The organism is Roseibium sp. (genome assembly GCF_048261595.1).
Lineage (GTDB): Bacteria > Pseudomonadota > Alphaproteobacteria > Rhizobiales > Stappiaceae > Roseibium.
In genome coordinates this window covers 406,137-431,920 of record NZ_JBLXFW010000004.1, presented here as the reverse complement: position 1 = coordinate 431,920, position 25,784 = coordinate 406,137, and the positions used below count along the sequence as shown (strand labels likewise).

Sequence of the window (25,784 nt, the reverse complement as noted above, 5' to 3'; positions counted from 1 at the left end):
CCATGCTTTTAAAAGAATGCCTGCAAGCCGGTCTGGGCGCGGCCGAGGATCAGCGCATGAACGTCATGCGTGCCCTCGTATGTGTTGACCGTCTCCAGGTTCTGGGCATGACGCATCACATGATATTCTTCGGAAATGCCATTGCCGCCGTGCATGTCGCGAGCCATGCGGGCGATGTCGAGCGCCTTGCCGCAGTTGTTGCGCTTGATGATGGAGATCATCTCCGGAGCGACCTTGCCTGCATCGAACAGCTGGCCGACGCGGAGCGCGGCCTGAAGGCCGAGGGTGATCTCGGTCTGCATGTCGGCAAGTTTTTTCTGGAAGAGCTGGGTCTGTGCAAGCGGCCGACCAAACTGGTGACGCTCCAGGCCGTACTGGCGAGCGCGTGTCCAGCAATCCTCGGCAGCTCCCATTGAGCCCCAGGCAATGCCATAGCGGGCCCGGTTCAAACATCCGAACGGACCCTTCAGGCCGGATACGTTCGGAAGGAGGGCATCTTCACCGACCTCAACATTGTCGAGCACGATCTCACCGGTGATGGACGCGCGCAGGGAGAGCTTGCCGCCGACCTTCGGAGCACTGAGCCCTTTCGTGCCCTTTTCGAGGACAAAGCCGCGGATTGCACCATCATGAGCTTCGGACTTGGCCCAGACGACGAATACATCGGCGATCGGAGAGTTGGAGATCCACATCTTCGATCCGGTCAGCTTGTAGCCGCCGTCGATCTTCTCGGCCCGGGTGCGCATACCGGCCGGGTCAGAACCCGCATCCGGCTCGGTCAGACCGAAACAGCCAACATATTCGCCGGTCGCCAGCTTCGGCAGGTATTTCTTGCGCTGTTCCTCGGAGCCGTAGGCATAGATCGGGTACATCACCAGCGAGGACTGAACGCTCATCATGGAGCGATAGCCGCTGTCGACGCGTTCCACTTCACGCGCGACGAGACCGTAGGCGACATAGGATGCACCTGCGCAGCCGTAGTCCTCCGGCAGCGTCACGCCGAGGAGGCCGAGTTCACCCATCTCGTTGAAGATCTCGCGGTCGGTCTTCTCCTGGGAGTATGCCTCGATTACCCGCGGAAGCAGCTTTTCCTGAGCGTAGGCATGGGCGCTTTCCATGATCAGGACTTCGTCTTCGTTCAGCTGGTCACGAAGCTGGAACGGATCCTGCCAGTCGAAGGTACCGCCACCGGCGGGGGAAGATTTTGCGGAGGGCGATGCAGTCATGGGAGCTCCCTTGGCACTAGGCCTTTTATTTGTTCCTGGCGCATGTCGAGCCGCGCCATCCGGGGATGAATTTCACGTTGATCCGATCTTGCGGTTTGTGTGCCTTGCAAAAAAGTGATTTCTTCTCCCCTATTCATGCCAAACTGGAATGAACGAACATGCTTTCTGCGTAAGCGGGCGTCTGTTCAAGCGGAAATGGAATTGACAGATGAAACGCGCCTTTGTGCCGCCGGCAGATGCCCTGATCGCCTTCGAGTGCGCTGCCCGCCACTCTAGTTTCACCCGTGCGGCGGAAGAACTTCACCTCACGCAAGGGGCAATATCGAAGCAGGTTCGCCACCTTGAGGACCGCCTTGGCGTCGAGCTGTTCCGGCGCATTCGGCAGCGTATCGTCCTCACCGATGCCGGACGGCTCTATCTTCATGATATTCGCGGCGCACTGGATTCCCTAACCACCGCCACTCGGCAGGTTATGTCCTATGCAGGGAGCGAGGATGTTCTGAACCTGGCCGTTTTGCCCACATTCGGCACCAGGTGGCTTGCTCCGCGTCTGGCCGAGTTTCAGCGCCGGCATCCAAGTGCCGGTTTGAACATGAGCGTTCGCCTGCAGCCGTTCGACTTCGAAACCGAACCGTTCGATGGCGCGATCCATCACGGCGATCCGGTATGGGCGGGAGCGATCGCGGAACCGCTTTTCGCGGAGGAGGTCATTCCGGTTTCGTCGCGGGTCTACCGTGACCGCCATGGGATTCGAACCCCGGCAGATCTGGTCAACGTCCCGCGCCTGCAATTGTCAACGCGGCCCTTGGCTTGGCGTCAGTGGTTCGATCTGGCGGGCGTGGAGGCCGATACAGCTTTCCAGGGGGCCCGCTTCGAACAGTTCGTCATGATCTCGGAGGCAGCGATCCATCACGCCGGCGCCGCGCTGGTACCGAAGTTCTTCGTCGAGAGCGAACTGGCATCCGGCCGTCTTGTCCGGCTGTTTGATATCTCCCTCGCGCAACAAACCGCATATTATTTCGTTTATCCGGAGAACCGAACCCTACGTCCGGTCGTTGCCAACTTCAGAAGCTGGCTCCTGGAAGAAGCCCGCAATGCACGTATCGACCGGGAAGCAATGCTGCCTGAGTGAAGCCGGGTAACCGGAAACGGAGGTCATCTTGTCGAAGAAGTCGCATGCCAGACTGATCCTGCATGGCAAGGCCGCGGATCGTGAAGACGTTCGTCAGGCCGTTTCGCGCCTGCGGTCGAGAGGGCACGATGTTTCGGTCCGTGTGACCTGGGAAGCCAACGATGCAAGGCACTTCGTTACGGAAGCGCTTGCCGATGCCCATTCGGCGTCCATCGATACCCTGATCGCGGGTGGTGGTGACGGCACCTTGAACGAGGTCGTCGCCGCTGCTCATGAGGAGGCGGGAAAACCGGAGGACATTCCATTTGCTTTCGGTCTTCTGCCTCTTGGTACGGCAAATGATTTCGCACGCGGCGTCGGACTTGATCCGGCGAATATCGCCGAATGCCTCTGGATTGCTGCGACGGCGCAGGCGCGATCGACCGATATCGGGCTAGCGAATGGCCGCCCCTTCGTTAACGTCGCCACCGGTGGCTTTGGAACGAGGGTGACGACGGAGACCGACCCCCGGCTCAAGAAGCTGCTGGGAGGCGCCGCCTACCTTTTCACCGGGCTGCAGAGATTCTCTGAACTTGCGGCAAGCTCCGGGCGCCTCTCATCGCCCGAACTTACGTGGGAGGGGGACTTTCTCGCATTCGCCGTTGGCAATGGAACACAGGCCGGCGGGGGTGTTCAGTTGTGTCCGGATGCCCGGCTTGATGACGGGCTTCTGGATGTGACCGTTCTGCCGAGCCCGAAAGCGGAAGACGTGCCGGATATCCTTAGAGTGCTGGCAGAAGAGGGGATGCAAGGGATGAAGGATCATATGGTGACCGCCCGCGTGTCTGCCCTGACACTGGAAACTGCAGAGGATTTCCAGGTCAACCTCGACGGCGAGCCGGTGCATGCTCGTCGGCTCGAGTTTTCAATGGCGCCAGGTGCCATCCGGATGCGCCGGCCTTGAATGCCTTGACAGGCTCGCGTGCCGCTAAGCGGCACGCTCGTATTTGACCGCTTCCGGAGTCCGTTCTGTCTCATGTATCTCGCTCGGGAAAGCGCCGCAGAGGCGCCTGTGGCATGCGAAGATGCGGAGCAAAAAATGTCGAACGACGACACCAGCGGCAAGACGAAAACCCCGGAGACCATGACGGCTGGCGGCGCTCTTCTTGCGCGACTGAAAACGCTCGGCGTCGACTATATCTTCGCCAATTCCGGCACTGACTTTCCTCCCATTATCGAGGGACTGGCGGAGGCGCGCGCAAAGCAGGTCGACCTGCCCGAAGCGCTCGTGATGCCTCATGAGAATGCCGCCATGGGCATGGCTCACGGCTACTACTTCGCCACCGGCAAGGCGCAGGCCGTCATGGCGCACACCAATGTGGGTCTGGCAAACTGTGCGATCGGCGCGATCAATGCCGCCACCGACCACGTGCCGGTTCTGCTTTTTTCCGGAAAGACACCGGTGGTGGAGCGCGACCGCCTTGGTGCGCGAACGGTGCCGATCGGGTGGGGCCAGGAAATGCGGGACCAGACCGCCCTGGTGCGCGAGGCCTCGAAATGGGACTACGAGCTGCGGTTCCCGGAGCAGGTTGCCGAAATGGCCGACCGTGCCTATGCCATCGCGACTTCGCTGCCCAAGGGGCCGGTCTATATGAGCCTGCCGCGGGAAGTACTCTGCGAACCTTGCCCGAGGTCCGAACTTGATCCGGCTCCAACAATGGCAGCGCACAAGGTTGGCGTGCATCCGCAGGCAATTGCCGAAGCAGCTTCGATCCTGGCGGAAGCCAAGCGGCCCTTGATCGTCGCGCAGCGTGGGGCCGGCTCTGCCGAGGCCTTCGCCGCCTTCTCCGAGATGGTCGAACGCTGGGCGATCCCGGTGTCGCAATACTGGGCCGTGCAGCTGGCGCTGCCGACCATGCACCCTATGAACGCGGGCGCGGATCTTGAGCCCTACATCAGTGAAGCCGACGCCATTGTTGTCCTGGATTGCCTGGCCCCGTGGTCGCCGGACGTTCACAAGCCAAAGGCGGACTGCAAGATCATCCAGATCGGGCAGAACCCGCTCTATTCCCGCTTCCCGGTCCGCAATTTCCGCTCGAACCTGTCGATCATGGCGGAAACTTCAGATGCTGTGCTGGCCCTCGCAGAGGCAATGAAGGCGCTGGAAAGCGGTAAGGAGGCACTGGTCGCCGAGCGGCGCAAGATCGTTGTAGAGCGAACGGGCAAGGCGCAAAAGGCAGCATTGGCTGCGGCCGATGCGGGCAACCGCTCTCCCATGACCAAGGCTTATGTCTCCAAATGCCTGTCGAATGCAATCCAGGGCCGGGACGCGACCGTGCTGTCAGAACTTGGCTGCCCGATGGCGCAGATCGACCTGAAGGAACACGGCAGTTGGTACCAGGAGCCGCATTCAGGGGGGCTCGGCTGGTCCTTCCCCTGTGGTCTCGGCATTCAGCTTGCCGACCGGAACAAGCTTGTGGTGGCGACCATGGGCGACGGTTCCTACATGTTCTCCAACCCGGTTACCTGCCACCAGATCGCGGAAAGCCTGGGGCTGCCGATGCTGATCCTCGTGCTGAACAATTCCGAATGGGGGGCCGTGCGCCACTCGGTGACGGGCATCTATCCGGACGGCTATGCGGCCAAATCCAACGACATGCCGCTGGTCAGCCTGACGCCGAGCCCGGACTTCACCAAGGTGGCCGAGGCCAGCCGCGCCTGGACCGCAAGCGTTACTGAGGGCAAGGACTTGCCTAAGGTTTTGAGCGATGCGATTGCCCACATCGACCAGAACCGCGGATTGGCACTGGTGGAAATCAAGATTGCGGGGTAGGGCAACCCTATTGTAGGGGTGGGGCTCCCCAATCGGAGAGCCCCATGGAGACCGGCCCGGATGAGCTATCCACTGCGAAACGAATTTCATCGCGCGCGCAAGGCCGTTTCGCGGGGGCTGGACAGCCTGTGGCCGCGCGCCGACTTTGAAAGCCTGACGACGGTAATTTCCGAGGTATGGCGAGGGCCGCAGAATGACGACGGACCAGTGAACCTACCGGATCAGGCCCGCAGCTTTCTTCATCGATGGTCACATGAGAGCGATCGGGAAGCGATCCTGAAATTGAATGTGCCCTGCACGGTCGACCCGAAGATGGGAATTCTCTTCGTCGGCGGAAGGGTGCTTTGGGGCTCGAGCGATCTGCCCGAGCGCGAGCGTAACCCGCGATTTCTGGCCCACTTGAAAACACCTCAACGTCGGCTGACGTCTGCGATTCTGTTACACCATTTCCACGGCGACAATTATTGCCATTTTTTTCTCTACGTGGCCGCCAAGGTGTGCGTTGCCGACGCGTTCGGGCTTCCGGCTGATATCCCGTTTCTGGTGCCGGAAAAGACCGCTGCAACACGATTCTTCAAACAAGCACAAGATCTGGGGTTCTTCGGTGAGCGCGAAGTAATCGTTCAAGGGCGTAAAGAAGTCGTTGCGATCGACGAGGCCTATGTGATCCGCGAGTTATTAGGCAATCAGGGGTATCTCGCATCGATTCGAGATCGTGTCGGCGCACCTGAGCCGCGGGAGCCTGGCCGGCGGATCTTCGTGCTACGCGGCAAATCTGCTGCCAATGGCAGGGGGTTTAGAAACCAGGACGAGGTGAACGAACTCGCACTTGACTTCGGGTTCGATCTGATCGACCCGTCCGAGTTCAGCCTGAAGGAACAGGCCGAGATCTTCAGTCAGGCCTCTGTCATTGCCGGCGCCCACGGAGCAGGCCTCACCAATATTCTCTTCAGGAGCGGTGGCTCATGCAAGGTCATCGAATTGTTCAGCCCGCAGATGGGCGGGCTGCATTATTATGTCATGGCGCGGGTTCTCGGCTTTGACTACGTTAGCCAGATGACACTCAACCCGGAAGGCAGGGAGTTCATGGCAACAACCGAAGTTGACATCCCGGCACTTCGCGCCGAGTTCGCTGCTCTTAATTGAGATTTCTACTGGTAGTTCTTGAAGCTGGGGGTCGGAAGGCCTTGAAGGACTCGACCTCTGTACTGATACACTAAAGGATGTATCACGTCCGCACAGAGGAAAGACCATGGGACGGGGTAGGGCAGCGTTCCTTCAGCTAATGGTGTGTCCGACGATTGACGTGGATCGGAGGCCGGACGTTCCTTCAACAAAGGAAAGAGTGCGTCCAATCTCTTTTCAACGGTTTGAAGCCAATTCGAGGTGAACTCGGTGCCGGGTTTGAACACATAGGCACACATTCCGATCAGACTGCGCCAGCGCAAGCGAAGGTAGCGATAGCGCAAAAGATTTGCATATTTGTTTGCGGGCTCCCCGCGGAAGAAATAGTCGCCATCGAGTGTGTGCCGATGGATATGCGCAACACCTTTGGCAGATTTTTCAGAATACCCGATTCCGAATGCGTCAGGAGATCTATCCAACAGGTCGAATGCCGGGCGCCAAGACGTAGTGGTAGCTTTAATGTCCGCATAGCCACCACCGTAGTGGTGCATAAAATATGGACGTAAATAATCGGAGCGATGGACCGCAGACAGGAATTCATATGCTGGATGGAGCGGCGCCTCAGACTTAATCCACCCCGGCAGAGTGTTGCCAGTCACCAACGTGATTTCACATTCGCTTCTGGTTAGGGTCTGAAGGCAAGCCCTGCGTTCCTCCGACATCGGATTTTCGCCGGTCCAGAATACGAAAATGTTCCTATCCAATATTGGCCCCATAGATAGATGAAAGGACGGACGTGCTACCGTCCGTCGATTTTCTCGTAGTAGTGATAGGGCGTATTGATTAAGCCCTGCATGTTCCCGATACCGCGTGCCATACGCATTCTGAACTTATAGAAGGCGTGTACTGCAGTTTGGCTGCCGAGTTTGGCGGGAACAAAAGCGATACCACTACCAAGGGCGCCACCCAGTATCCTCCGCAGTGCTTTTAGTCCGAATTTGACTGCGGCTCGCCGACGACCACGGCGAATGATTGCTACTTGGGTATGAGATGCAGCGCTGGCACGGCACCAGTTCAACAATCTGGATGGCTCCATACGGCTGGCTGGAACGTCTTCGATTATGACTGCATCGGGAGCAGAGACAATCTTATAGCCCATGCCGTGGGCCCGCTCGAAAAAATCGAGGTCTTCGTATCCGTAGAGCAGGCGCTCGTCGAACCGCAGCAATGCAGGAGCGTCGAGAATATCTCTGCAAAACATGACATTTCCGGTTGATGCCCGTCGAAGCTCGGTGCCGATAGCGGCTGGGATCGATGGGGCCGACGTCCACCACTTAGGCGGTTCCTGCTCATATTCTTGCCGAATGTCGCCATAACTCACATCCGCCTCGTAGCATTCGACGGCGTGCATGTGCGCCTTGAGCCATCCGTCCAGCGCCACTTCGTCGTCATCGATGAGAGCGATCCAGTCATACTTGCGGTCCATTGCCTCCCTGAGGGTGCGATTACGCGCAAAGGGAATACCGCGACACGTTTCAAGGACGTGGTGGATCGGGAACGGACACTCGGCGGCGGACCGGGAAATTGCCTCGCGGGAATGGAGATCGTCATCGTTCTCAACCACGCAGATCTCCACCACCCACCCGGGCTCAATGTCCTGTCGTGCCAGGGATTTCAGGCAGTTCTCAAGCATCTTCGGCCGCTTGGCCGTGCAGATCATGATGCCGATGCGCAGTTGAGTGTCAGTCATGGATGGTTTCAGTAGCCGGAACTGGATCAGTGGTCTTCTTAGCCGATCTCACGGGGTCTTTACAGTCCGGCAGTTCGCGAAAGAAGGTCGTCGTAGGATCGGGCCACAGCTTCTATGCCTAGATTGGAAAGTGCATGCGCACGTGCCTTGGAGCACATCTCTCCGAGCAAGTCTCGATCCATCGTCAGGTCTTTCAGCGTTTCCGATAGTCTTGCGGTGAAATCTGAGGCGTCCGGTGTCTCCAAGAGGATGGCTGCATCACCCGCCGCTTCCGGAGTTCCGCCTTGCCGCGTGGCGACAACTGCGCAGCCGCAGGCCATGGCCTCAACGACGGCGCGCGGGAACCCCTCGCGAACGATGGACGGAAGGGCGGCGATGGAGGCACGCGCGAGGTGATCCTGCACGGCTGCCGATTGCTCGTTCTTCAAGAGTTCGATCTTGGAACTGTTGGCTGTCCGGCTCTCGACTTCCGCGAAGAACGCTGCTTCGGTGTCGGTCTGGACGCCCAGGATAAGTTTCAGGCACCAATCCGGATTGGTCAGGGTTTTGAAGGCTGCGATCAGTGGCAGAATACCTTTGTCCTGCCTTGCGCGCCCGACGTAGACGACCTCCTTGCGCTTCTCGGTCGAAGGATGCCAGAGCGCTGTATCGACTGCGTTGAAGATGACGCCGGTACGGTTCGCTAACTTTGGAAACTGCGCCAGGAAGCTTTGCCGGATGAAATCGCTGACGAAGATGATTCCGGCCATCTGCGAGAGCTGACGTTCTTTTCGCCAGCGCGACAGAAATCCTCGGCTTTCCTTTAGCAAGCCATGACGATGCAACAGTACGGGTATTCCGGGCACGCCACGTGCGATCCGGGCAGCTGTTTCCGGATGCTGGTGAACCACGATCACATCAGGCCTGTCAAAGGCGAGCTCGGCGACCACTTCCCTCGCGACGAATGACGGGCGCCCCGTAGCTACTGGCCGGAAATCGACGTCCTCGAAGGGCGCCTCGTTCTGTTCACCGATCACATAAGTCGATGAGCGAAAACGGCTGGCGCATATTAGGTCATGTGCGACGATGTCGATCGAGGTCGCGCCATCGGGCGAAAAACGCATCCCGCGCGGAAGAACAACTGCAACTTTCATGAACTCAGGACCTTTGCCGTGCCGTGAGAGCGTCTTATCGCTGCTGGTGCGTGGCGTCCAGCGTCAGCTGATCCGAGAGGAAATTGAGGTTATATGCCAGGGTCAAGTGCGTTCAGTCTTCGTCGTCGTTGTCTGGAATGGCAAGGTCGACCGCTGCAGTTGTGACGGAGGCGGTTGTCGCGACTGCGCCGCCGATGACAGCGCCGGTTGCGCCCACGACAGCCCCGCCGGCAGCAACGGCGGCGCAACCGCCCAACGAGCAGGTCAGGAAAAGGAGGGCAAGAGCATTGCGTATTGTCACAAACGGTTTCCTTGTTGGCCAGGTCGTTCCGTCGCATGGAAAGCTGAATAAAACCCTTCGTCCCAGCTCACTCACGCTGGCCGTGACCTGCTTCACCCCAGGTGGGAGCCACCACGAGGCATCGCATTTGGCTACTTGGGGTGTTGCTGCCGGTTTGGCTGTGATCCAGCACGGCAAATTAGGAGCGCAAGGCCTCGATCATTTTTGACGCAGCCCCTTGCGCACGGATGAGCAACGAAGCGGCAATACCGAGCAACGAAACTTGAGAAATACTTGGTGAAACGTGTCGTTGGCGCACCCGACAGGATTCGAACCTGTGACCTCTGCCTTCGGAGGGCAGCGCTCTATCCAGCTGAGCTACGGGTGCGGATCCGAGCATCCGGTCTGAACCGGGTGGATAGATCGTCCTGATACCGCATCGGGTTGCGGCCTTCAATTGGTTTCTTGCGCTTTTGGACAGCAAGCCGGCATCGCCTCGCGGTTGAGGCAGAAGAACTGCCTCAGGGCTGGTGATATGAACGGTCGGTGTGTGCGTAGACAGGGTGACGCCAACCTATCGGCTCGCCAAAGGGAAACAGATGTCGGTCCGCAACCTTGTCCTGGTCCTTGGGGACCAGCTTTCACCTCAGCTGTCGTCGCTCAAGGCAGCAGACCCGGCACGCGATCGCGTCATCATGGTCGAGGTGATGGAGGAGGCGTCCCATGTGCCCCATCATCCCAAGAAAATTGCCTTCATCTTTGCCGCCATGCGCCACTTCGCAGACGAGCTGCGGTCGGCGGGGTGGTTGATTGATTATGTGTACCTGAAGGATCCCGATAACAGTGGCAGCTTCTCCGGCGAGATTGCGCGTGCCTGCTCGCGGCTGCGGCCGGAGCGCATCCTGGTCACCGAGCCCGGTGAGTGGCGCGTCCTTGACGCCATGATGTCCTGGGAAGGACACCTGGGGTGCGATGTTGAGATTCTCGATGACGACAGGTTCATCTGTTCCCGGTCCGAATTTGCGAACTGGGCGGAAGGGCGCAAACAGTTTCGGATGGAATATTTCTATCGGGAGATGCGGCGCAAGACCGGCCTCTTGATGGAAGGCTGCGAGCCAGCGGGCGGCCGCTGGAACTTCGACAGTGAAAATCGCAAGCCCGCGAAGTCTGACCTTTTCATGCCACGGCCCGCGCGGTTCGAACCGGACACAATCACGCGCGAGGTGCTCGACCTGGTCGCAGAGGAGTTTGCGACCAATTTCGGAGTGCTCGACGATTTCTGGTTCGCAGTAACCCGTGCGCAGGCGGAGGCAGCACTAGATCGCTTTCTGGCCGACAGCCTCGCGGCCTTCGGCGACTATCAGGACGCCATGTTGACCGGGGAGAAATTTCTCTACCACGCGTTGATCTCGGCATATCTCAATGTCGGGCTGCTTGATCCGCTGGAAGTCTGCAGAAAGGTTGAGCGTGCCTATCTGGACGGCCATGCGCCGTTGAACGCTGCCGAGGGCTTCATCCGTCAGATCATTGGCTGGCGTGAATATGTCCGTGGGATCTATTGGTTGAAAATGCCGGATTACGCAGAGGCGAACTTCCTTGGCGCGCATGCAGATCTGCCTGATTTCTATTGGACCGGCGAGACGAAATTGCATTGCCTCAGCCAGGCTATCGGCCAGACCCGCGAAGAAGCCTACGCACATCATATTCAGCGATTGATGGTCACGGGCAATTTCGCCCTGCTGATTGGAGCTGCGCCGGAACAGGTCCACCAATGGTACCTCAGCGTATACGTCGATGCCTTCGAGTGGGTCGAGCTACCAAACACCATTGGCATGAGCCAATTCGCCGATGGCGGATTGTTGGGCTCCAAACCCTACGTTAGCGGCGGAAACTACATCAAACGAATGTCTGACTACTGCGGGTCATGTCACTACGACGTCAGGCAGAAGTCCGGCGCGAAGGCATGCCCGTTTAACTATCTCTATTGGCATTTTCTCCATCGAAACCGCGAAAAGCTTGCCGGGAATCCGCGTCTCGGCCAAGTTTACAATACTTGGAATCGAATGGACGCGAGCCACCGGGAGGCCGTTTTGGCGTCCGCTGAAACGTTTCGCAGGGAGTTGGAAAATCCTTAACGCAGGGGAACTTCGCCACGTGTAAAAGGTTAAAAAAAACGCGCGAGCCCTAAGGATCGCGCGAATTGAGTTCTGTGCACATGGCCCCATCGACCACGATCGCAATCATATATAGGCAACTTATCGTTGTCATTACGATGATTCATTTTATTTTTTGATTTACATTATGGTTAAACATCAAAAATGCTGCTGAAATGCATTCATTAGCATTGGTCAGCTGCCGCATAGTTCTGTGGGATCTGAGATTGCTATCGCAGGACTTTTGTTTACCGAAACGGCGACCCTCGTGACGCCCTGCCGGGCGAAGTCCAACTTGATTGCTGCTGCTTTGGTTACGTCGATCACGCGGCCTTTAACAAAGGGTCCGCGGTCGTTGATCCTCACGGAAACCGACTTGCCGTTTCTCAGGTTGGTCACCGTCACTATGGAACCGAACGGCAGGGACCTGTGCGCTGCCGTCATGCTTGCGGGGTCCGCCATCTCGCCGCTGGCTGTACGGCTGGTCAGCGCATACCAGGACGCCTTTCCGCACTGAACTAATTCAGGGGCGGCTGCCGCCGCCTGAGTGATCGGCTGTGCTCCGGCAAAACCGAGAGACACGAGCGCGGCGATTGCCAGATGGTGAAATGCAGACTTGGATGGCATCGAACGGTTCCGAGAACAGCGACCTGCTGATTGGGCAAGGTTAGATTGCAATTCGCGGCACCATAGGATTTCTCGTGGTCAAAATAAGGCGGGAGCGGGATAAATGCCGTAGCGGTAGAAAAAGAGCGTAATGTAGAATTGCGGTAATACGATTAACCTTTTGTTAACTATATGTATTTGTTCAGTTGTGGGTTTCAGGCGTTGCTGCACAACCGCAAGCCGATCTGTGTTAACTCTGTTGAATATTGAGCGAGCGATTTGTAGTGCGTGCGTCGCTCTGAGTGTCCGATAAATCGTCGAAGGATGTTCTAGTGCAGAACGGCCAGCGGTCAAAGCAAGACCGGGGGACGCCCCCTCTTTGCTCCAGTGATAGCGGATTGGCGGAGGTCTTCACTCTCCTGCTGGCAGCAATGCCGGACGCCGCCGCGCTTTTGAAGCTGGATGGCACCTGTCTTGCGGTCAACGCATATATGAAAAGATGCCTGGAGGCCGCGTCTGTTTCAGTTTCGATTGGGGCGTGTTTCGCGCGCACCGTTTTCGATGAAGAAGGTGCTGCTCGCTTGAATCGGGCGCTTGAGACAGCATCGACCGGTGCGCCAATCGAAATTGAGAGCGCCTTCGTCTCGAAAGCGGGCGCGAGGCTCCCAAAGCATCTTTCCCTGTCTCCAATGGCGCCTGAAGGCCAGGTCGAGCCTGTGCTTGTGCTGCGTTTCGGCCGAGACAGCTTAGCCTATCCCCTGGCAGCCACTTCGTTCGAGAATGATCTCGCTCCGGTCCATGGTCGTTTGCAAGACCAGGTGATCGAACTGCCTGGCTTCCTCAGCACCGAGGATATCAGGAAGAAACTGGAATCGATCATCGGGGCGACGGTTGACATTGATATTCTCTCCGAACGCCTTCGTGAATGCCGCGATGGGAAGGTTGCGGCGCTCTATCTGCAAGCCCCGTCGATGGAGCGCGCCGAGGATAAAGGCGTGCCAACCGAGCCGTCGGACGAGTCCGATTGTATAGAGGTCAGGCTTTTAAAAGTGCCCGGTTCAACTGCGCGACAGTCGCCTGTGATAGCGGTTGTAGGCCCAAGTATGGCGTGCCGGCAGGAGGCCGAGGAGTACAAGCGCCTGGCATTGACCGACATGGTTACAAGGATGCCCAACCGAAGGGCGATCTATAAGCAAGCCGAGAGTCTGCTGCGGAGTAGCGATCCGGAGGCCACGAGCAAGGGGCTGGGCGTTTTCTGCGTCGATCTCGATGACTTCAAGAAGATAAACGATCTGGCCGGTCACGCCGCGGGTGACGAGATGTTGCGCCGTGTCGGGGGGGCCTTGACGACTGTGCTTGAGCCCTACGGAATGGCCGGAAGGCTTGGTGGCGACGAGTTTGGAGGTCTTGCCCGGATTGACAGTATCCGAGAGGCGGAAGAGCTGGCCTCCGAAATGCGAGAGGCACTTGATCGGTTGCACTTGCAGGAGGGGGGGCGAATTTTCACGATCAGCGGCAGCATTGGCGTCGGGTTTGTACGCTCTGAATTGATCAGGCAAGTCGATCCGGACGAATTGTTCAAGCTTGCTGACATATGCAGCATGAAGGGAAAGAGAGCGGGCGGCGGCACGGTGATCGTGGATGAATTCCAACCCTCAAGCCGTGCAAGAGAAACAAAGCATGTGCTGGCTGATGACTTGGAGCGTCCGGAACAATGGCTGCAGGACGTTACACTTCAAGCGACGCCCGTATTCAATATTTCGGACGCGCGTCCGCTGGGAGTGCGGACGCTCTTTTCTGCCGGCAAGGGTAGGGCGGCGTTGCGCCGAAGGACCGGAAGAACGGGCGATGAGGGGCGGGGACTCCATGCCCTGATCGATTGCTGGGCGCTTGATCAGGTTCTCGATTTCTTGCGTGCGAACGGCAACTGCAAATGGTGCAGTGTCACGCTTTCACCTGCATCTTTCGATGATGCTGCCATTCAGGATCTGATGAGGTTGCGCCTGACCAATGACCCGCTGCTTGCCGGACGCTTGTGCATTGAGGTGAGTGAACCTGATTATTTGCGTGAGCCTGGTCGGGCCTTTGCCTTCTTGAGCCGAGCTGCGGGCTTTGGTTGCCAGACTGCTATTGGTGAGTTTTCGGGCCACTGGTCAGTATTTGAAGGACTGGCTGAGGCCAGGGTCGGGTGGATCAGGCTTCGTCCGTCGGTCACGGTCGCCGCTGCAATCGACCGGAAAAAACGGGGCATACTCAAAGGGTTGATATGTACGGCTCGGGAAATCGGAATTCGCACTTTGGCGCAGGGCGTTGAAAAGGATGCCGACGTTGTGTTGATGAGCAGTCTTGGAATCGATGCTGTTGAAGGCCCCTATATTGGCGAACCTTCGATCCTGGGCACGCTTTGAAAGGACCAGCATCGGTTCCAGAGACTGGTCTGCGCTCGCCTATCCCAGGGTTTCAGGTGGAGACGACCAGTTGAGAAACAAAAAGGGACGGCATTGCCGTCCCTCGAAGCTCGTTCTGTATATCTTCCGATCTCAGACGTCCAGGTTTGCCACGCTAAGGGCGTTGTCCTGGATGAATTCGCGCCGCGGGTCCACTTCGTCGCCCATCAGCTTGGTGAAGATGTCGTCCGCGTCGTCGGCTTCACGGATCTTCACCTGGAGCAACGAGCGAACATTCGGATCGAGAGTCGTTTCCCAGAGCTGTTCCGGGTTCATCTCGCCAAGGCCTTTGTAGCGCTGGAGCGAGATACCCTTTTGGCCGAAGCCGAAGATCTGCTGGAGCAGCGCGCGTGGTCCGCGAATTTCATTCGGGACATCCTTGCGCCGCAGGACGGCAGCCTTGCCGTAGATCTCCTGCAAGTGGGCAGCATGTGCGTTGAGGCGGCGGGCATCGGCTGAGGCGAGCAGCGCCGGATCGATAACCGCGACCTCTTCCACACCGCGAACCGTGCGGCGGAACACGAGGCTACCATCTTCACGGGCTTCCCCGGTCCACCCCTTCTCAAATTCGTCCGCCAGAATGTCGAGCCGGCGTGCGATGTAGGTGGCGGCTTCCTTTGCCTTGTCGGCTTCGTGCAGCACTTCTTCGTTCAGGGCCCCTGCGATAGCGGCCTGTTCGACGATGTCCCGGCTATAACGGGAATGCAGTCCGTCGAAGATCGCCGCGATGCTGCGGGCCTTTTCAACCACATCGCGCAGATCCGCACCGGTGCGAACTTCGCCGTCCGCAAGGGTAAGTGAGCTGTCTTCCAATCCAGACGCGATCAGATAGTCCTCAAGTGCCTGCTGGTCTTTGAGGTACTGTTCGGACTGGCCGCGCTTCACCTTGTAGAGCGGCGGCTGCGCAATGTAGATGTAGCCGTTTTCGATCAGCTCTGGCATCTGACGGAAGAAGAAGGTCAGAAGCAGGGTTCGAATGTGCGCGCCGTCCACGTCAGCATCGGTCATGATGATGATCTTGTGGTAGCGCAGCTTCTCGATATTGAATTCTTCCTTGCCGATACCCGTACCGAGCGCCGTGATCAGGGTGCCGATTTCATTCGAGGACAGCATCTTGTCGAAACGAGCGCGTTCGACGTTGAGGATCTTGCCTCGTAGCGGCAAAACGGCCTGGTTCTCTCGGTGGCGGCCCTGCTTGGCAGAACCACCTGCGGAGTCGCCCTCGACGAGGAACAGTTCGGCCTTGGAAGCGTCGCGCTCCTGACAATCGGCAAGTTTGCCGGGCAGGGAGGCGATATCCAGCGCGCCCTTGCGGCGGGTCAGTTCACGCGCCTTTCGGGCCGCTTCACGGGCCGATGCTGCTTCGACGACCTTGGAGACGATGGCACGTGCCGGGGTCGGGTTTTCCTCCAGCCACTCGGCAAGCGCCTGGGACATGGCGTTTTCGACGACGGGGCGAACTTCCGAGGAAACCAGCTTGTCCTTCGTCTGTGACGAGAATTTCGGATCCGGCACCTTCACGGACAGAACGCAGCTGAGCCCTTCACGGCAGTCGTCACCCGAAAGCGAGACCTTTTCCTTTTTCAGGAGGCCGGCGCTGTCGGCGTAGCCGGTGATCTGGCGGGTCAGGGCTGCACGGAACCCGGCAAGGTGGGTGCCGCCGTCGCGCTGGGGAATGTTGTTGGTGAAGCAGAGAACCTGCTCATGGTAGCTGTCGTTCCACCACATCGAGGCTTCGACGGTGATGCCGTCGCGCTCGGTCTTGATCGTGATGGGAGTCTCGATAAGGGGATGCTTGGCCCGGTCGAGATAGCGCACGAAAGCCTCAAGGCCGCCCTCATAGTAGAGCTCCTCGACAACTTCCTCGACACCGCGCTTGTCGGTCAGGATGATGCGGACGCCAGAATTCAGGAACGCGAGCTCGCGCAGGCGATGCTCGAGCGTTCCGAAATCGAAGTCGGTCTTGGTGAAGGTTTCGGGCGAGGGAAGAAATGTGACTTCGGTGCCCTTCCGGCCTGCCGCGTCACCAACGACTTCCAGAGGTCCCTGAGCCTCGCCATGGGCGAAAGTCATGAAGTGTTCTTTGCCGTTACGCCAGATGCGCAGGTCGAGGCGCGTCGACAGGGCGTTCACCACCGAAACGCCCACGCCGTGCAGACCGCCTGACACCTTGTAGGAGTTCTGGTCGAACTTACCACCGGCATGCAGCTGGGTCATGATGACCTCGGCAGCGGAGACGCCTTCTTCAGGGTGCAGGTCGGTCGGGATGCCTCGGCCGTTGTCCGAAACGGTAACCGATCCTTCGGCATTCAGGGTGACCGTCACATGGTCCGCGTGACCGGCAAGGGCTTCATCGATGGCGTTGTCCACCACCTCGTAGACCATGTGGTGCAAACCGGAGCCGTCATCCGTATCGCCGATATACATCCCTGGCCGCTTGCGGACGGCATCGAGGCCTTTCAGGACCTTGATGGAGTCCGCGCCGTATTCGGCGGAGCCTTCGGATTGCGGGGTCGGACCGTTCTCGGGAGTGGAAGTGTCGCTCATGCGAATCAGTCACCAATCGTTCATGGGTTTGATCACCCGTTATACGGGGTTACACAGGCCATTCAACCGCACTCCCCGCATCGTGGTCCAGGGACCGCTCTAGCGGTGGAAAACCATGGAATTCCGCCCGTTTCAGGGCGCTGGAGCTGAATTTTTCTCGGCGAGCAGCTCTGCGCCGTCGGACGAGATCCGGAACACCTCTCCCTCGTCCGGCAGCGCCTCGAACAAAGTGACGTCGGTTCCGGTCATAAACACCTGTCCGCCAAGGTCGAGAAGCCGGCGGAACAGCGCCTCCCGACGACCCGGATCCAGGTGGGCGGCGATCTCGTCGAGCAGGAGAACCGGATTCATGCCGCTGACCGACGCGGTGAGTTCTGCATGGGCCAGGATAAGTCCGATGAGCAGTGCCTTCTGCTCGCCGGTTGAGGACTGAGATGCCGGCATGTCCTTGGCGCTGTGGCGGACCATCAGGTCGGACAGATGCGGACCCATCAGTGCGCGTCCGGCAGCCCGGTCGCGCGAGCGGCCCTCCCGCAGCAACTCTCTGTAATGATCTTCCCGATCGGCGGCGCTCATGCCGCGCGTTGCTGTTTCAAAGGCTCCCTCAAGCGCCAGATAGGCAAGGGGAAAGGGCAACCCGGTTGCGGCCTGCGCCTTGACGGTCTCGCCGAGGAGACTGACCGTCTCGCCCCGAGCAAGCGAAACCGCAGTTCCGAGCTCTGCAACCTGCGTCTCGATCGCGCTGAGATAGTCCGCGCTGCCTCCATGCTCCAGCAGACGATTACGTTGGCGAAGCGCCTTGTCGAAGTTGGCAACGCGCCGGCCGTGAGATGGATCCAGCGACAGGGTCAGGCGGTCGAGAAAGCGGCGGCGGTCAGAACCCGGGCCTGTGAACAGGCCATCCATCGAAGGAACCAGCCACAGTACGCGCATGTAGTCGAGCAGTGTCTCTGAAGACTTTGCGTCCTCTCCGTCGATCCGTACGCGCCGACCGCCTTCGCCAGGCGTCAGGCCGGTTCCGATCTGGATTTCGTAGTCGTCCTTTAGAACGCGCGCGGCAACGCTCCAGCCGCCGCTGCCGCCGATCCGGGCAATGTCCGCAAAAGGAGCACGCCGCAGGCCTCGTCCTGCCGAGAGAACGGAAATCGCTTCGAGGATGTTGGTCTTGCCAATGCCGTTGTCACCGACGAAAGCGACAAGCGGCTTGGAAAAGGCAAGATCGAGGCGCTCGTAGTTGCGGAAGTCAGTCAGTGTCAGGCGGCGTAAAGCCACTGACGTGCTCTCAGGCATCAGACCTCATCCCAAGCAAGCGCCTCGCTATGTGTCAGACGCGCATCGGCATCAGAACGAAGAGGCAGTCTTCGACCGTATTGTCCTGAACCAACGTCGGCGAGCCGCTATCGGCAAGGCGGAACAGGGCCGTGTCGCCGGTAAGCTGGTTGGCAATGTCCAGAAGGTAGCGGGAGTTGAAGCCGATTTCGAGCGGATCGGCGTCATACTCGACGGCCAGTTCTTCCGTTGCACTACCGGAATCCGGGTTGTTCACGGTCAAGACCATGCGTCCATCGTCCAGCGACAGCTTCACCGCACGGCCACGCTCAGAGGAAATCGTCGACACGCGGTCAACAGCTTCCTTGAACTCGTCCCGGTCAACCCGCATTTCCTTGTCGTTGCCCTGAGGAATGACACGTCCGTAGTCAGGGAAGGTGCCGTCGATCAGCTTCGAAGTCAGAACGATCGAGGCTGTCGTGATCCGGATCTTGGTGTCCGAGAGTTCGATCTGAACCTCGGCATCCGGAGTCTCGAGGAGCTTCTGCATCTCGCCGACGGTCTTGCGCGGAACGATGATGCCCGGCATCCCCGCAGATCCGCTCGGTGCAGGCACCTCGGCTTGGGCAAGCCGGTGTCCGTCCGTGGCAACGGCGCGGAAGCGGCTTCCGGCCGGCGTTTCTACCGCGTGCATGTAGATGCCGTTGAGGTAGTAACGGGTCTCTTCAGTGGAGATCGCAAACTGCGTCGTGTCGATCAGCTTGCGGATATCGCCCGCCGTCAATGTGAAACCGTGAGTGAAATCTCCCGCGGTAAGATCCGGGAAGTCGGTCTCCGGAAGCATCTGGAGCGAGAATTTGGAACGGCCGGCGCGGATCTCCAGCGTGGCGTTGTCACCGGTCGTCTCGAGGACAACCTGGGAGCCATCCGGCAACTTGCGCACGATGTCGTAGATCATGTGTGCCGGAACGGTGGTTGCTCCCGGCATTTCTACCATCGCCGGAACAGTTTCCAGAACTTCCAGATCCAGATCGGTCGCCTTCAGCTTCAACGCACCATTCTCGGCGCGGAGCAGAACGTTGGACAGGATCGGAATTGTGTTACGGCGCTCGACAACCCGGTGCACATGGGTCAGGGACTTGAGGAGGTCGGTCCGCTCGAGGGTCGCTTTCATACGCAGTATCCGTACTCGTTGAGGTGCAGGAGGACGTCTCCTGACAGGAAATCTTGGGTGCTCCCGGGGGAGGGAGCGGGGGGAAGACACTGCCCTTTGCAGAACCGAAATGCAAGAGGGGCGCCCTCTCGGACGCCCCTGAATCGAATGATTATTTTGTCTATGGTCGCCTTACGCGTCCAGCATCCGCTTCAGCAGCTCCAGCTCCTGAGCCAGGGCGTGATCTGCACGGGCGAGTTCCTCGATCTTGCGGACCGCATGAAGCACCGTTGTGTGGTCGCGATTGCCGAAGCGGCGGCCGATTTCCGGCAGTGAGCGTGGCGTCATGACCTTGGCGAGATACATGGCAATCTGGCGCGGGCGGACGATCGTCCGGGTGCGCCGTGCCGACAGCAGATCCGCCTTGGTCACGTTGTAATGCTTCGAAACAACTCTCTGGATATCCTCGATCTTTACCCGGCGCGGTTCGCTCGAGCGGATCAGGTCGCGTAGGGTCATTTCCGCCATTTCCTGGGTAATCGGCTGATTGGTCAGCTGATTATGCGCTACAAGGCGGTTGAGCGCGCCCTCCAGGTCGCGGCCCGAAGAGGCAACGTGCTTCGCCACGTAGTCCAGAACAGGGTCCGGGACTTCGAAGTTCGGATAGTTGCGCTGGGCCTGATTGACGCGCGTCGACAGGATATTCCTGCGCAGCGAGAAGTCTGGCTCCTGGATACCGACAACAAGTCCGCCAGACAGACGCGAACGGACGCGATCGTCCAGAGTATCGAGTTCTGAAGGTGCGCGATCGGCAGCAACGATCACCTGGCGTGCGCCATCGATCAGTGCGTTCAGCGTATGGCAGAACTCCTGCTGGACCTGCTTGCCATGAAGGAACTGCATGTCGTCGATCAGAAGCAGGTCGATCGTGCGAAGCGTTTCCTTGAAGGAGAGAGCGGACTGAGCCTTCAGCGCCGACACGAAGCGGTACATGAAGTGCTCGGCGGTCAGGTACAGCACCTTGCGGCCCGAGGCGCGGACCTTGGCCGCGACGGCCTGCATCAGATGGGTTTTGCCGAGGCCAACAGAGGCATGCAGGTAAAGCGGATTGAAAGTCACGGCGCCGCCCGACGCAACCTGACGAGCTGCCGCAAGCGCCAGTCCGTTGGACTCGCCTTCGACAAACGTCTCGAAAGTGTACTTCGGGTCGAGTGCAGCACCCTGAAGGATGTCGCGAGAGCTATCTGAGCTCGTTTCGCCACGGCCCAGGGCAGCCGTTGCCGCCTGTGCCGCTGCTACCGGGTTGGTTTCACAGAAGCCATCGGCGCGGTTTTCAAGGCTCGGAACCTTCGTTGCCTTCGCAGAAGAGATGCCGACCGAAGCTGGTGCAACTGACTGACGCGGGCGCATCGCACCGCGAACGGTGAGCTCGATCTTGTGCACGTTCTCGCACTCGCCCTTCCAAAGGCCCATCAGCCGGTCATTGTAATGGGACTGGATCCACTGCTTGAGGAACCTGGTTGGAACCGACAGGCGCACAGTACCGTCGTTGTGTTCCTCGAGGTCAACGCGAGCGAACCAGCTCGAGAAAACATCGTCACCGAGTTCGGCGCGGAGCCGTTTTTTAACACGGTTCCAGTGTTCAGAGCCGCTTGCCTCCTGAACCTGCATTTCTTACGCCTCCAATCAATTAGGACGATCCGCCACAGCCGTCCTGTGAATGCTGCTTTTGCAGCTGTTATATGTCCCAATTGGGACGGTTATAGGGTTGACGGACGCGTCTCCGCGCCGTCCGTACCTGCTTCGAGGCAGGGCACTTAACTCTGGATCCAGGGCAGTCCGGCGGCCTTCCATCCGGACTGGGTCCCACGATGCCCCTGTGAGTCCAAGGGCCCTTCGAAACCACCAGCGATATTGTAGCAATGGGTAAAACCAGCCTCAGTCATGGCTTTCGCCGCGGACTGGCTCCGTACACCGGAGCGGCACAAAAAATAGATTGGGGCGCTTTGGTCAAGCCCTTTTTCCGTTATTTTTTTTGCCAGCTGGTCAACAAAATCATTGACAGGTGCCGCGGGGGGGAAGGACGTCCATTCCACCAGTAGCGGCTCTTTCGACAGCGACCTCAGGTCAGGTATTCCTACGAAGGTCCATTCGGCCTTCGTCCGCACGTCGACCAGGACAGCGTCAGCCTGGTCACGAAGCATCTCGAATGTCGTGGAGACGTCAACGTCTCCAGCATAATCCAACGGCGTAGACACAACAGCCCCCTTTACAATGACGAGGTCATTGATGCTGTGAGTGTAATGATTTTCGGGATTTTGAGTTAGATGAGAGAAAAATCTAACTCACGACGAATACTTTTACGTATTCATGAAGTTTATTTATTGGAATAGGTATGAATCTATTTTTGTTAAATTTGATCATAACTGTTCCAAACCGTCTTTTTGTTTCGTTGTAGCTCGGATCGTCGCCCGCCTGTTGAGGTAAACATATACAGGCGGTTTGGGTGGGGCAACAGCCTCTGATGAACAAATCCTTAGCAGGGTTGAAACGGCCCCTGCGTCACTTGGGCAGGGCGTTGCCGGGTGCATTCCCCAAATGCTTTTTGTCGCAAGGATTTTTGCGAATTTGTGTGTCGGCAAGGGTCATAAGATGGGGGCATCAAAAAAAAGAATCATGTTTTCTCTTGACTCGTATCGAATCCGGTTTGATCCGTGTATGCAAAAGTGACATGGAGATAAGTGTATGAAATATAGACATTTTTTTTGACAAAACTGGCTATCGTCAAATCTCCTGATAGCTCGTTTATCGTTAGCCGGCTGACCCGATTGCAAAAATTTTTGGCAATAAAAAACCCGGCCGCGAGGGCCGGGTTTGAAATGCTTTATGTCGCCTGAATTTAGGCGCCAAGAGCCTTAACGCGAGCGTTCAGACGGGAGACCTTGCGGGACGCGGTATTGGCGTGCAGCACGCCCTTGGTCGCAGCGCGCATGATTTCCGGCTGAGCAGCCTTCAGAGCTTCGTTTGCAGCTGCCTGGTCGCCGGAAGCAATCGCTTCTTCGACTTTACGCAGGTAGGTCCGCACGCGGCTCCGACGAGCTTTATTCGTGGCCGTCCGGCGGGCAATCTTGCGGGCCGCCTTCTTGGCCGATGGTGTGTTGGCCATGGGCTCAATCCTGATCCGTGGTGGAACTAAGTCCGATTACGACCGGGATCCAAAGCGCCTGGGCGCGAGGCCGACCCGATCAAAAAAACGACGGCGGCGAGGTCTCTCGCCACCGGTTGGGCGCAGCTTATAATCGCGCTAAGCTGCGACGTCAATGCCGAAGAAGCCCCTGATCAGGGATTCTTTCGCAGGCATTACTTGTTCTTGAACTGAGGCTTGCGCTTTTCGGCGAAGGCGCCCATGCCCTCTTTCTGATCTTCGGTCGCGAACATGGAATGGAACACCCGGCGTTCGAAGCGAATGCCCTCCGCAAGCGTGGTCTCGTAAGCGCGGTTCACGCTTTCTTTGGTCATCATCGCAATCGGCAGCGAGAAGCCGGCGATCTTTTCCGCAGCCTTGAGGGTTTCCTCCAGCAGCTGATCAGCGGCAACGACCCGGCTGACAAGGCCGGACCGTTCGGCTTCCTCAGCGTCCATCATCCGTCCGGTCAGACACATGTCCATGGCCTTCGCCTTGCCGATGAAACGGGTCAGGCGCTGCGTTCCACCGGCTCCGGGCATGACACCTAGAGTGATCTCGGGTTGGCCGAATTTTGCCGTGTCCGCGGCAATGATGAAGTCGCACATCATCGCAAGCTCGCAACCGCCGCCAAGCGCATATCCGGCAACAGCGGCGATGATCGGCTTGCGTGTTCGCGACACCTGGTCCCAGGAGGTGATGAAATCGTTCAGATAGGCTTCCATGTAGTTGAGGCCGGACATCTCCTTGATGTCGGCTCCGGCAGCAAAAGCCTTCTCCGAACCGGTCAGCACCATGCAGCCGATCTTCTCGTCCTTTTCAAAGGCCGAGAGCGCGGTGTTGAGTTCGTCGATCAGGGCCGAGTTCAGGGCGTTGAGCGCATTGGGGCGATCCAGGGTGATTAGTCCAACCCTGCCCCGGGTCTCGACGCGAATATTCTCATAAGCCATCTGGCGCTCTCCCAAATTCAAATCACCAACTGAGTGCTTTGACTGCAAGGCGTATCCGAGCCGCCCCGCGCTTGCAAGATCGAGAGCGGCGGGTGCGCCTGGCTCAGCGTTGGCAACTCGGACAATAGAATGTCGAACGGTTGGATTGGACAATACGTTTGATCGCCGTTCCGCAGCCGGCTTTCCGGCATGTTTCGCCTTCCCGCCCATAGACGGCGAAACTGTGTTGGAAATAGCCCAATGTGCCGTCGGCCTGGGTGTGGTCGCGCAGGCTTGAGCCACCCGCCTCGATGGCTTCATTCAGGGTATCCCTGATATGACCAGCCAGTTCGCTCGTACGTCTGGTCGGACGGCCGTTCTTGCCCGCGATCGTACCGGCTGCCCGGGTCGGGCTAAGCCCTGAGCGCCAAAGCGCTTCGCAGACATATATATTGCCAAGGCCCGCGATCAGCTTCTGGTCCAGCAGGGCTGCCTTGAGTGGCGCCTTCTTGCCCCCGAACAGTTCGGAGATCCTTCCCCCGTCCAGTTCGTTGCCGAGCGGCTCGATCCCGATGTCCTTGAAGAGGGCATGCGATGCCAGGTCGGCGCGCGGGATCAGCGTCATGAAGCCGAAGCGGCGCGGGTCATTATAATGAATGCGTGCATGCCGCCCGTCCGGACAGGCCAGGTGAAACACGACATGGTCGTGTTTGGTGTCCTTGGAGCGGGCGTGGGCGAAGTTGCCCGGCGCCTTGGTGATATCATCCTCTTCGATGCGGAAAGCGCCCGACATACCTAGGTGCATGACCAGCACTTCGCCGCCCTCGATGTCTCCAAGGAGGTATTTGGAGCGCCGCGACAGCGCACTGAGTCTTTTACCTGTCAGGCGCTGAGTGAATTTCTCCGGAAACGGGAAGCGCAGATCTGGCCGGTTCTGATCCACTTTTTCGATCAACGCGCCTTGGAATGTCGGGGCAAGGCCGCGCCTTACGGTTTCGACTTCGGGCAATTCGGGCATCGGATCTGGTCCTTGGCATCTTGTCTCAAAGGCCGTCTGCGGCATTTGATGTTTCGGTGGCGGGGAACATAGCGCTCGGTCGCTCCTTGTACTATGGTCCGCGCCGAATTGGCCGCACGGACTTGTTCAAGGCAAGAGCCGGGTGGAAAAACGATCCGTTTCGTGGCATGGCGCATGCGGGCCCAAAACCCGCCTGCCACCCAGGAGAGAATGAAGATGGCGCAAGACGCTTCGATCAACCAGCGCACCTCGACCCGCGCACCGGAGGACATGCCGACGAGTTTCGGTTTCACCACGGTCGGCGAAGGACAGAAGCAGGCGTTGGTGGACGACGTGTTCCACAAGGTAGCAGACCGCTATGACGTCATGAACGACATGATGTCTGCAGGGATGCACCGTGTCTGGAAGGACGCCATGGTTTCCGTTCTTGCGCCGCCGAAGTCGGGCGCACGGGCATGGAGGCTTCTGGATGTTGCCGGGGGCACCGGCGACATCGCGACGCGTGTCGTCGAAAAGTCGGGCCGTACCGCCAAGGCCATCGTCTGCGACATCAACGGCTCCATGCTGGGTGTCGGCAAGGACCGCGCCGCAAAGGCCGGTCTGTCGGATCACATCACCTTTTCGCAGGGCAACGCGGAAGACCTGCCGTTCCCGGACAAGACATTTGACGCCTATACGATTGCCTTCGGCATCCGCAATGTGCCGGACATCCCGAAGGCTCTGCGCGAGGCGCGCCGGGTCTTGAAGCGTGGCGGCCGGTTCCTGTGCCTCGAGTTTTCCGAGGTCGACGTTCCGGGGCTCGACAAGATCTATGACGCCTTTTCGTTCAACGCCATCCCGGCGATGGGCAAGATGGTCACCGGCGATGGCGAACCCTATCGCTACCTTGTGGAATCCATCCGCAAGTTCCCGCGTCAGGAGCGCTTTGCCGAGATGATCCAGGAAGCTGGCTTCGAGCAGGTTACCTTCCGCAACTATTCCGGCGGCATCGCAGCGCTTCATTCCGGCTGGAAGCTCTGA

21 protein-coding genes and 1 tRNA gene are annotated in these 25,784 nt (G+C 58.7%); 7 read left to right on the top strand and 15 right to left on the bottom strand.

Features of this window, described 5'->3' with window-relative positions; all coding sequences use genetic code 11:
* Window positions 1-8 precede the first annotated feature (8 nt).
* A complete protein-coding gene (locus ACN0SY_RS15530) occupies window positions 9-1,226 on the bottom strand; it encodes an acyl-CoA dehydrogenase (protein WP_417688657.1) in 1,218 nt (405 codons plus the stop codon).
* A 208-nt stretch (window positions 1,227-1,434) separates the two neighbouring features.
* On the opposite strand from ACN0SY_RS15530, the gene ACN0SY_RS15525 reads away from it, so the two are divergent.
* From ACN0SY_RS15525 to ACN0SY_RS15510, 4 genes are all read left to right on the top strand, one after another.
* Window positions 1,435-2,358 (top strand): LysR substrate-binding domain-containing protein, encoded by a 924-nt coding sequence (locus tag ACN0SY_RS15525; protein ID WP_417688655.1) that lies wholly within the window; start codon window positions 1,435-1,437, stop codon window positions 2,356-2,358.
* A 28-nt stretch (window positions 2,359-2,386) separates the two neighbouring features.
* On the top strand, window positions 2,387-3,301 hold the full coding sequence (gene yegS / locus ACN0SY_RS15520; protein WP_417688653.1) for a lipid kinase YegS: 915 nt from the start codon (window positions 2,387-2,389) through the stop codon (window positions 3,299-3,301).
* A 135-nt stretch (window positions 3,302-3,436) separates the two neighbouring features.
* The gene (locus ACN0SY_RS15515) at window positions 3,437-5,170 is read left to right on the top strand and encodes a thiamine pyrophosphate-requiring protein (RefSeq protein WP_417688651.1); all 1,734 of its coding nucleotides are present in this window, start codon (window positions 3,437-3,439) and stop codon (window positions 5,168-5,170) included.
* 207 nt (window positions 5,171-5,377) lie between these two features.
* Complete coding sequence (locus ACN0SY_RS15510; RefSeq protein WP_417688649.1) at window positions 5,378-6,316, top strand: glycosyltransferase family 61 protein; 939 nt, start codon at window positions 5,378-5,380, stop codon at window positions 6,314-6,316.
* A gap of 5 nt (window positions 6,317-6,321) precedes the next feature.
* On the opposite strand, the gene ACN0SY_RS15505 is transcribed toward ACN0SY_RS15510, so the two are convergent.
* The 5 genes from ACN0SY_RS15505 to ACN0SY_RS15485 form a co-directional block, all read right to left on the bottom strand.
* A complete protein-coding gene (locus ACN0SY_RS15505) occupies window positions 6,322-6,954 on the bottom strand; it encodes a hypothetical protein (protein WP_417688647.1) in 633 nt (210 codons plus the stop codon).
* 140 nt (window positions 6,955-7,094) lie between these two features.
* A complete protein-coding gene (locus ACN0SY_RS15500) occupies window positions 7,095-8,045 on the bottom strand; it encodes a glycosyltransferase family 2 protein (RefSeq protein ID WP_417688645.1) in 951 nt (316 codons plus the stop codon).
* 59 nt (window positions 8,046-8,104) lie between these two features.
* Window positions 8,105-9,178 carry a glycosyltransferase family 4 protein gene (locus ACN0SY_RS15495; protein WP_417688643.1) on the bottom strand — a complete coding sequence of 358 codons (1,074 nt, stop codon included), beginning with the start codon at window positions 9,176-9,178 and terminating at the stop codon, window positions 8,105-8,107.
* A gap of 112 nt (window positions 9,179-9,290) precedes the next feature.
* Window positions 9,291-9,479 carry a hypothetical protein gene (locus ACN0SY_RS15490; protein ID WP_417688641.1) on the bottom strand — a complete coding sequence of 63 codons (189 nt, stop codon included), beginning with the start codon at window positions 9,477-9,479 and terminating at the stop codon, window positions 9,291-9,293.
* 290 nt (window positions 9,480-9,769) lie between these two features.
* A tRNA-Arg gene (locus tag ACN0SY_RS15485) sits at window positions 9,770-9,846 on the bottom strand.
* A gap of 211 nt (window positions 9,847-10,057) precedes the next feature.
* On the opposite strand from ACN0SY_RS15485, the gene ACN0SY_RS15480 reads away from it, so the two are divergent.
* Window positions 10,058-11,593, top strand: coding sequence for a cryptochrome/photolyase family protein (locus ACN0SY_RS15480; RefSeq protein ID WP_417688639.1), 1,536 nt, complete (start codon window positions 10,058-10,060; stop codon window positions 11,591-11,593).
* Between the two features lie 213 nt (window positions 11,594-11,806).
* Here ACN0SY_RS15480 and ACN0SY_RS15475 read toward each other — a convergent pair whose 3' ends face one another.
* Window positions 11,807-12,238 (bottom strand): septal ring lytic transglycosylase RlpA family protein, encoded by a 432-nt coding sequence (locus ACN0SY_RS15475; RefSeq protein ID WP_417688637.1) that lies wholly within the window; start codon window positions 12,236-12,238, stop codon window positions 11,807-11,809.
* A gap of 377 nt (window positions 12,239-12,615) precedes the next feature.
* Here ACN0SY_RS15475 and ACN0SY_RS15470 point away from each other — a divergent pair, with 377 nt between their 5' ends.
* Window positions 12,616-14,625 carry a diguanylate cyclase domain-containing protein gene (locus tag ACN0SY_RS15470; protein WP_417688635.1) on the top strand — a complete coding sequence of 670 codons (2,010 nt, stop codon included), beginning with the start codon at window positions 12,616-12,618 and terminating at the stop codon, window positions 14,623-14,625.
* A gap of 132 nt (window positions 14,626-14,757) precedes the next feature.
* Here ACN0SY_RS15470 and gyrB read toward each other — a convergent pair whose 3' ends face one another.
* From gyrB to mutM, 8 genes are all read right to left on the bottom strand, one after another.
* Window positions 14,758-17,211 (bottom strand): DNA topoisomerase (ATP-hydrolyzing) subunit B, encoded by a 2,454-nt coding sequence (gene gyrB, locus ACN0SY_RS15465; protein WP_417688633.1) that lies wholly within the window; start codon window positions 17,209-17,211, stop codon window positions 14,758-14,760.
* 132 nt (window positions 17,212-17,343) lie between these two features.
* Complete coding sequence (recF, locus tag ACN0SY_RS15460) at window positions 17,344-18,501, bottom strand: DNA replication/repair protein RecF (RefSeq protein ID WP_417688631.1); 1,158 nt, start codon at window positions 18,499-18,501, stop codon at window positions 17,344-17,346.
* Window positions 18,502-18,535: 34 nt separating this feature from the next.
* Complete coding sequence (gene dnaN, locus ACN0SY_RS15455; protein ID WP_417688629.1) at window positions 18,536-19,654, bottom strand: DNA polymerase III subunit beta; 1,119 nt, start codon at window positions 19,652-19,654, stop codon at window positions 18,536-18,538.
* Window positions 19,655-19,825: 171 nt separating this feature from the next.
* On the bottom strand, window positions 19,826-21,304 hold the full coding sequence (gene dnaA, locus ACN0SY_RS15450) for a chromosomal replication initiator protein DnaA (protein WP_417688627.1): 1,479 nt from the start codon (window positions 21,302-21,304) through the stop codon (window positions 19,826-19,828).
* A 146-nt stretch (window positions 21,305-21,450) separates the two neighbouring features.
* On the bottom strand, window positions 21,451-21,837 hold the full coding sequence (locus ACN0SY_RS15445; RefSeq protein ID WP_417688744.1) for a rhodanese-like domain-containing protein: 387 nt from the start codon (window positions 21,835-21,837) through the stop codon (window positions 21,451-21,453).
* Window positions 21,838-22,532: 695 nt separating this feature from the next.
* Complete coding sequence (gene rpsT / locus ACN0SY_RS15440) at window positions 22,533-22,799, bottom strand: 30S ribosomal protein S20 (protein WP_417688625.1); 267 nt, start codon at window positions 22,797-22,799, stop codon at window positions 22,533-22,535.
* A gap of 194 nt (window positions 22,800-22,993) precedes the next feature.
* On the bottom strand, window positions 22,994-23,767 hold the full coding sequence (locus tag ACN0SY_RS15435) for an enoyl-CoA hydratase (RefSeq protein ID WP_417688623.1): 774 nt from the start codon (window positions 23,765-23,767) through the stop codon (window positions 22,994-22,996).
* Window positions 23,768-23,870: 103 nt separating this feature from the next.
* Window positions 23,871-24,764: a bifunctional DNA-formamidopyrimidine glycosylase/DNA-(apurinic or apyrimidinic site) lyase gene (gene mutM / locus ACN0SY_RS15430; RefSeq protein ID WP_417688621.1), complete on the bottom strand. Its 894-nt coding sequence runs from the start codon at window positions 24,762-24,764 to the stop codon at window positions 23,871-23,873.
* 216 nt (window positions 24,765-24,980) lie between these two features.
* Between mutM and ubiE the strand changes: the two genes are divergently transcribed.
* On the top strand, window positions 24,981-25,784 hold the full coding sequence (ubiE, locus tag ACN0SY_RS15425) for a bifunctional demethylmenaquinone methyltransferase/2-methoxy-6-polyprenyl-1,4-benzoquinol methylase UbiE (RefSeq protein WP_417688619.1): 804 nt from the start codon (window positions 24,981-24,983) through the stop codon (window positions 25,782-25,784).

Bases quoted from the DNA above. Each gene is read 5' to 3' on its own strand.
- ACN0SY_RS15530 (WP_417688657.1), bottom strand. From the start codon at position 1,226: ATGACTGCATCGCCCTCCGCAAAATCTTCCCCCGCCGGTGGCGGTACC.
- ACN0SY_RS15525 (WP_417688655.1), top strand. From the start codon at position 1,435: ATGAAACGCGCCTTTGTGCCGCCGGCAGATGCCCTGATCGCCTTCGAG.
- ACN0SY_RS15515 (WP_417688651.1), top strand. From the start codon at position 3,437: ATGTCGAACGACGACACCAGCGGCAAGACGAAAACCCCGGAGACCATG.
- ACN0SY_RS15500 (WP_417688645.1), bottom strand. From the start codon at position 8,045: ATGACTGACACTCAACTGCGCATCGGCATCATGATCTGCACGGCCAAG.
- ACN0SY_RS15495 (WP_417688643.1), bottom strand. From the start codon at position 9,178: ATGAAAGTTGCAGTTGTTCTTCCGCGCGGGATGCGTTTTTCGCCCGAT.
- ACN0SY_RS15480 (WP_417688639.1), top strand. From the start codon at position 10,058: ATGTCGGTCCGCAACCTTGTCCTGGTCCTTGGGGACCAGCTTTCACCT.
- ACN0SY_RS15475 (WP_417688637.1), bottom strand. From the start codon at position 12,238: ATGCCATCCAAGTCTGCATTTCACCATCTGGCAATCGCCGCGCTCGTG.
- gyrB (WP_417688633.1), bottom strand. From the start codon at position 17,211: ATGAGCGACACTTCCACTCCCGAGAACGGTCCGACCCCGCAATCCGAA.
- recF (WP_417688631.1), bottom strand. From the start codon at position 18,501: ATGCCTGAGAGCACGTCAGTGGCTTTACGCCGCCTGACACTGACTGAC.
- dnaN (WP_417688629.1), bottom strand. From the start codon at position 19,654: ATGAAAGCGACCCTCGAGCGGACCGACCTCCTCAAGTCCCTGACCCAT.
- dnaA (WP_417688627.1), bottom strand. From the start codon at position 21,304: ATGCAGGTTCAGGAGGCAAGCGGCTCTGAACACTGGAACCGTGTTAAA.
- ACN0SY_RS15445 (WP_417688744.1), bottom strand. From the start codon at position 21,837: ATGCTTCGTGACCAGGCTGACGCTGTCCTGGTCGACGTGCGGACGAAG.
- rpsT (WP_417688625.1), bottom strand. From the start codon at position 22,799: ATGGCCAACACACCATCGGCCAAGAAGGCGGCCCGCAAGATTGCCCGC.
- ACN0SY_RS15435 (WP_417688623.1), bottom strand. From the start codon at position 23,767: ATGGCTTATGAGAATATTCGCGTCGAGACCCGGGGCAGGGTTGGACTA.
- mutM (WP_417688621.1), bottom strand. From the start codon at position 24,764: ATGCCCGAATTGCCCGAAGTCGAAACCGTAAGGCGCGGCCTTGCCCCG.
- ubiE (WP_417688619.1), top strand. From the start codon at position 24,981: ATGGCGCAAGACGCTTCGATCAACCAGCGCACCTCGACCCGCGCACCG.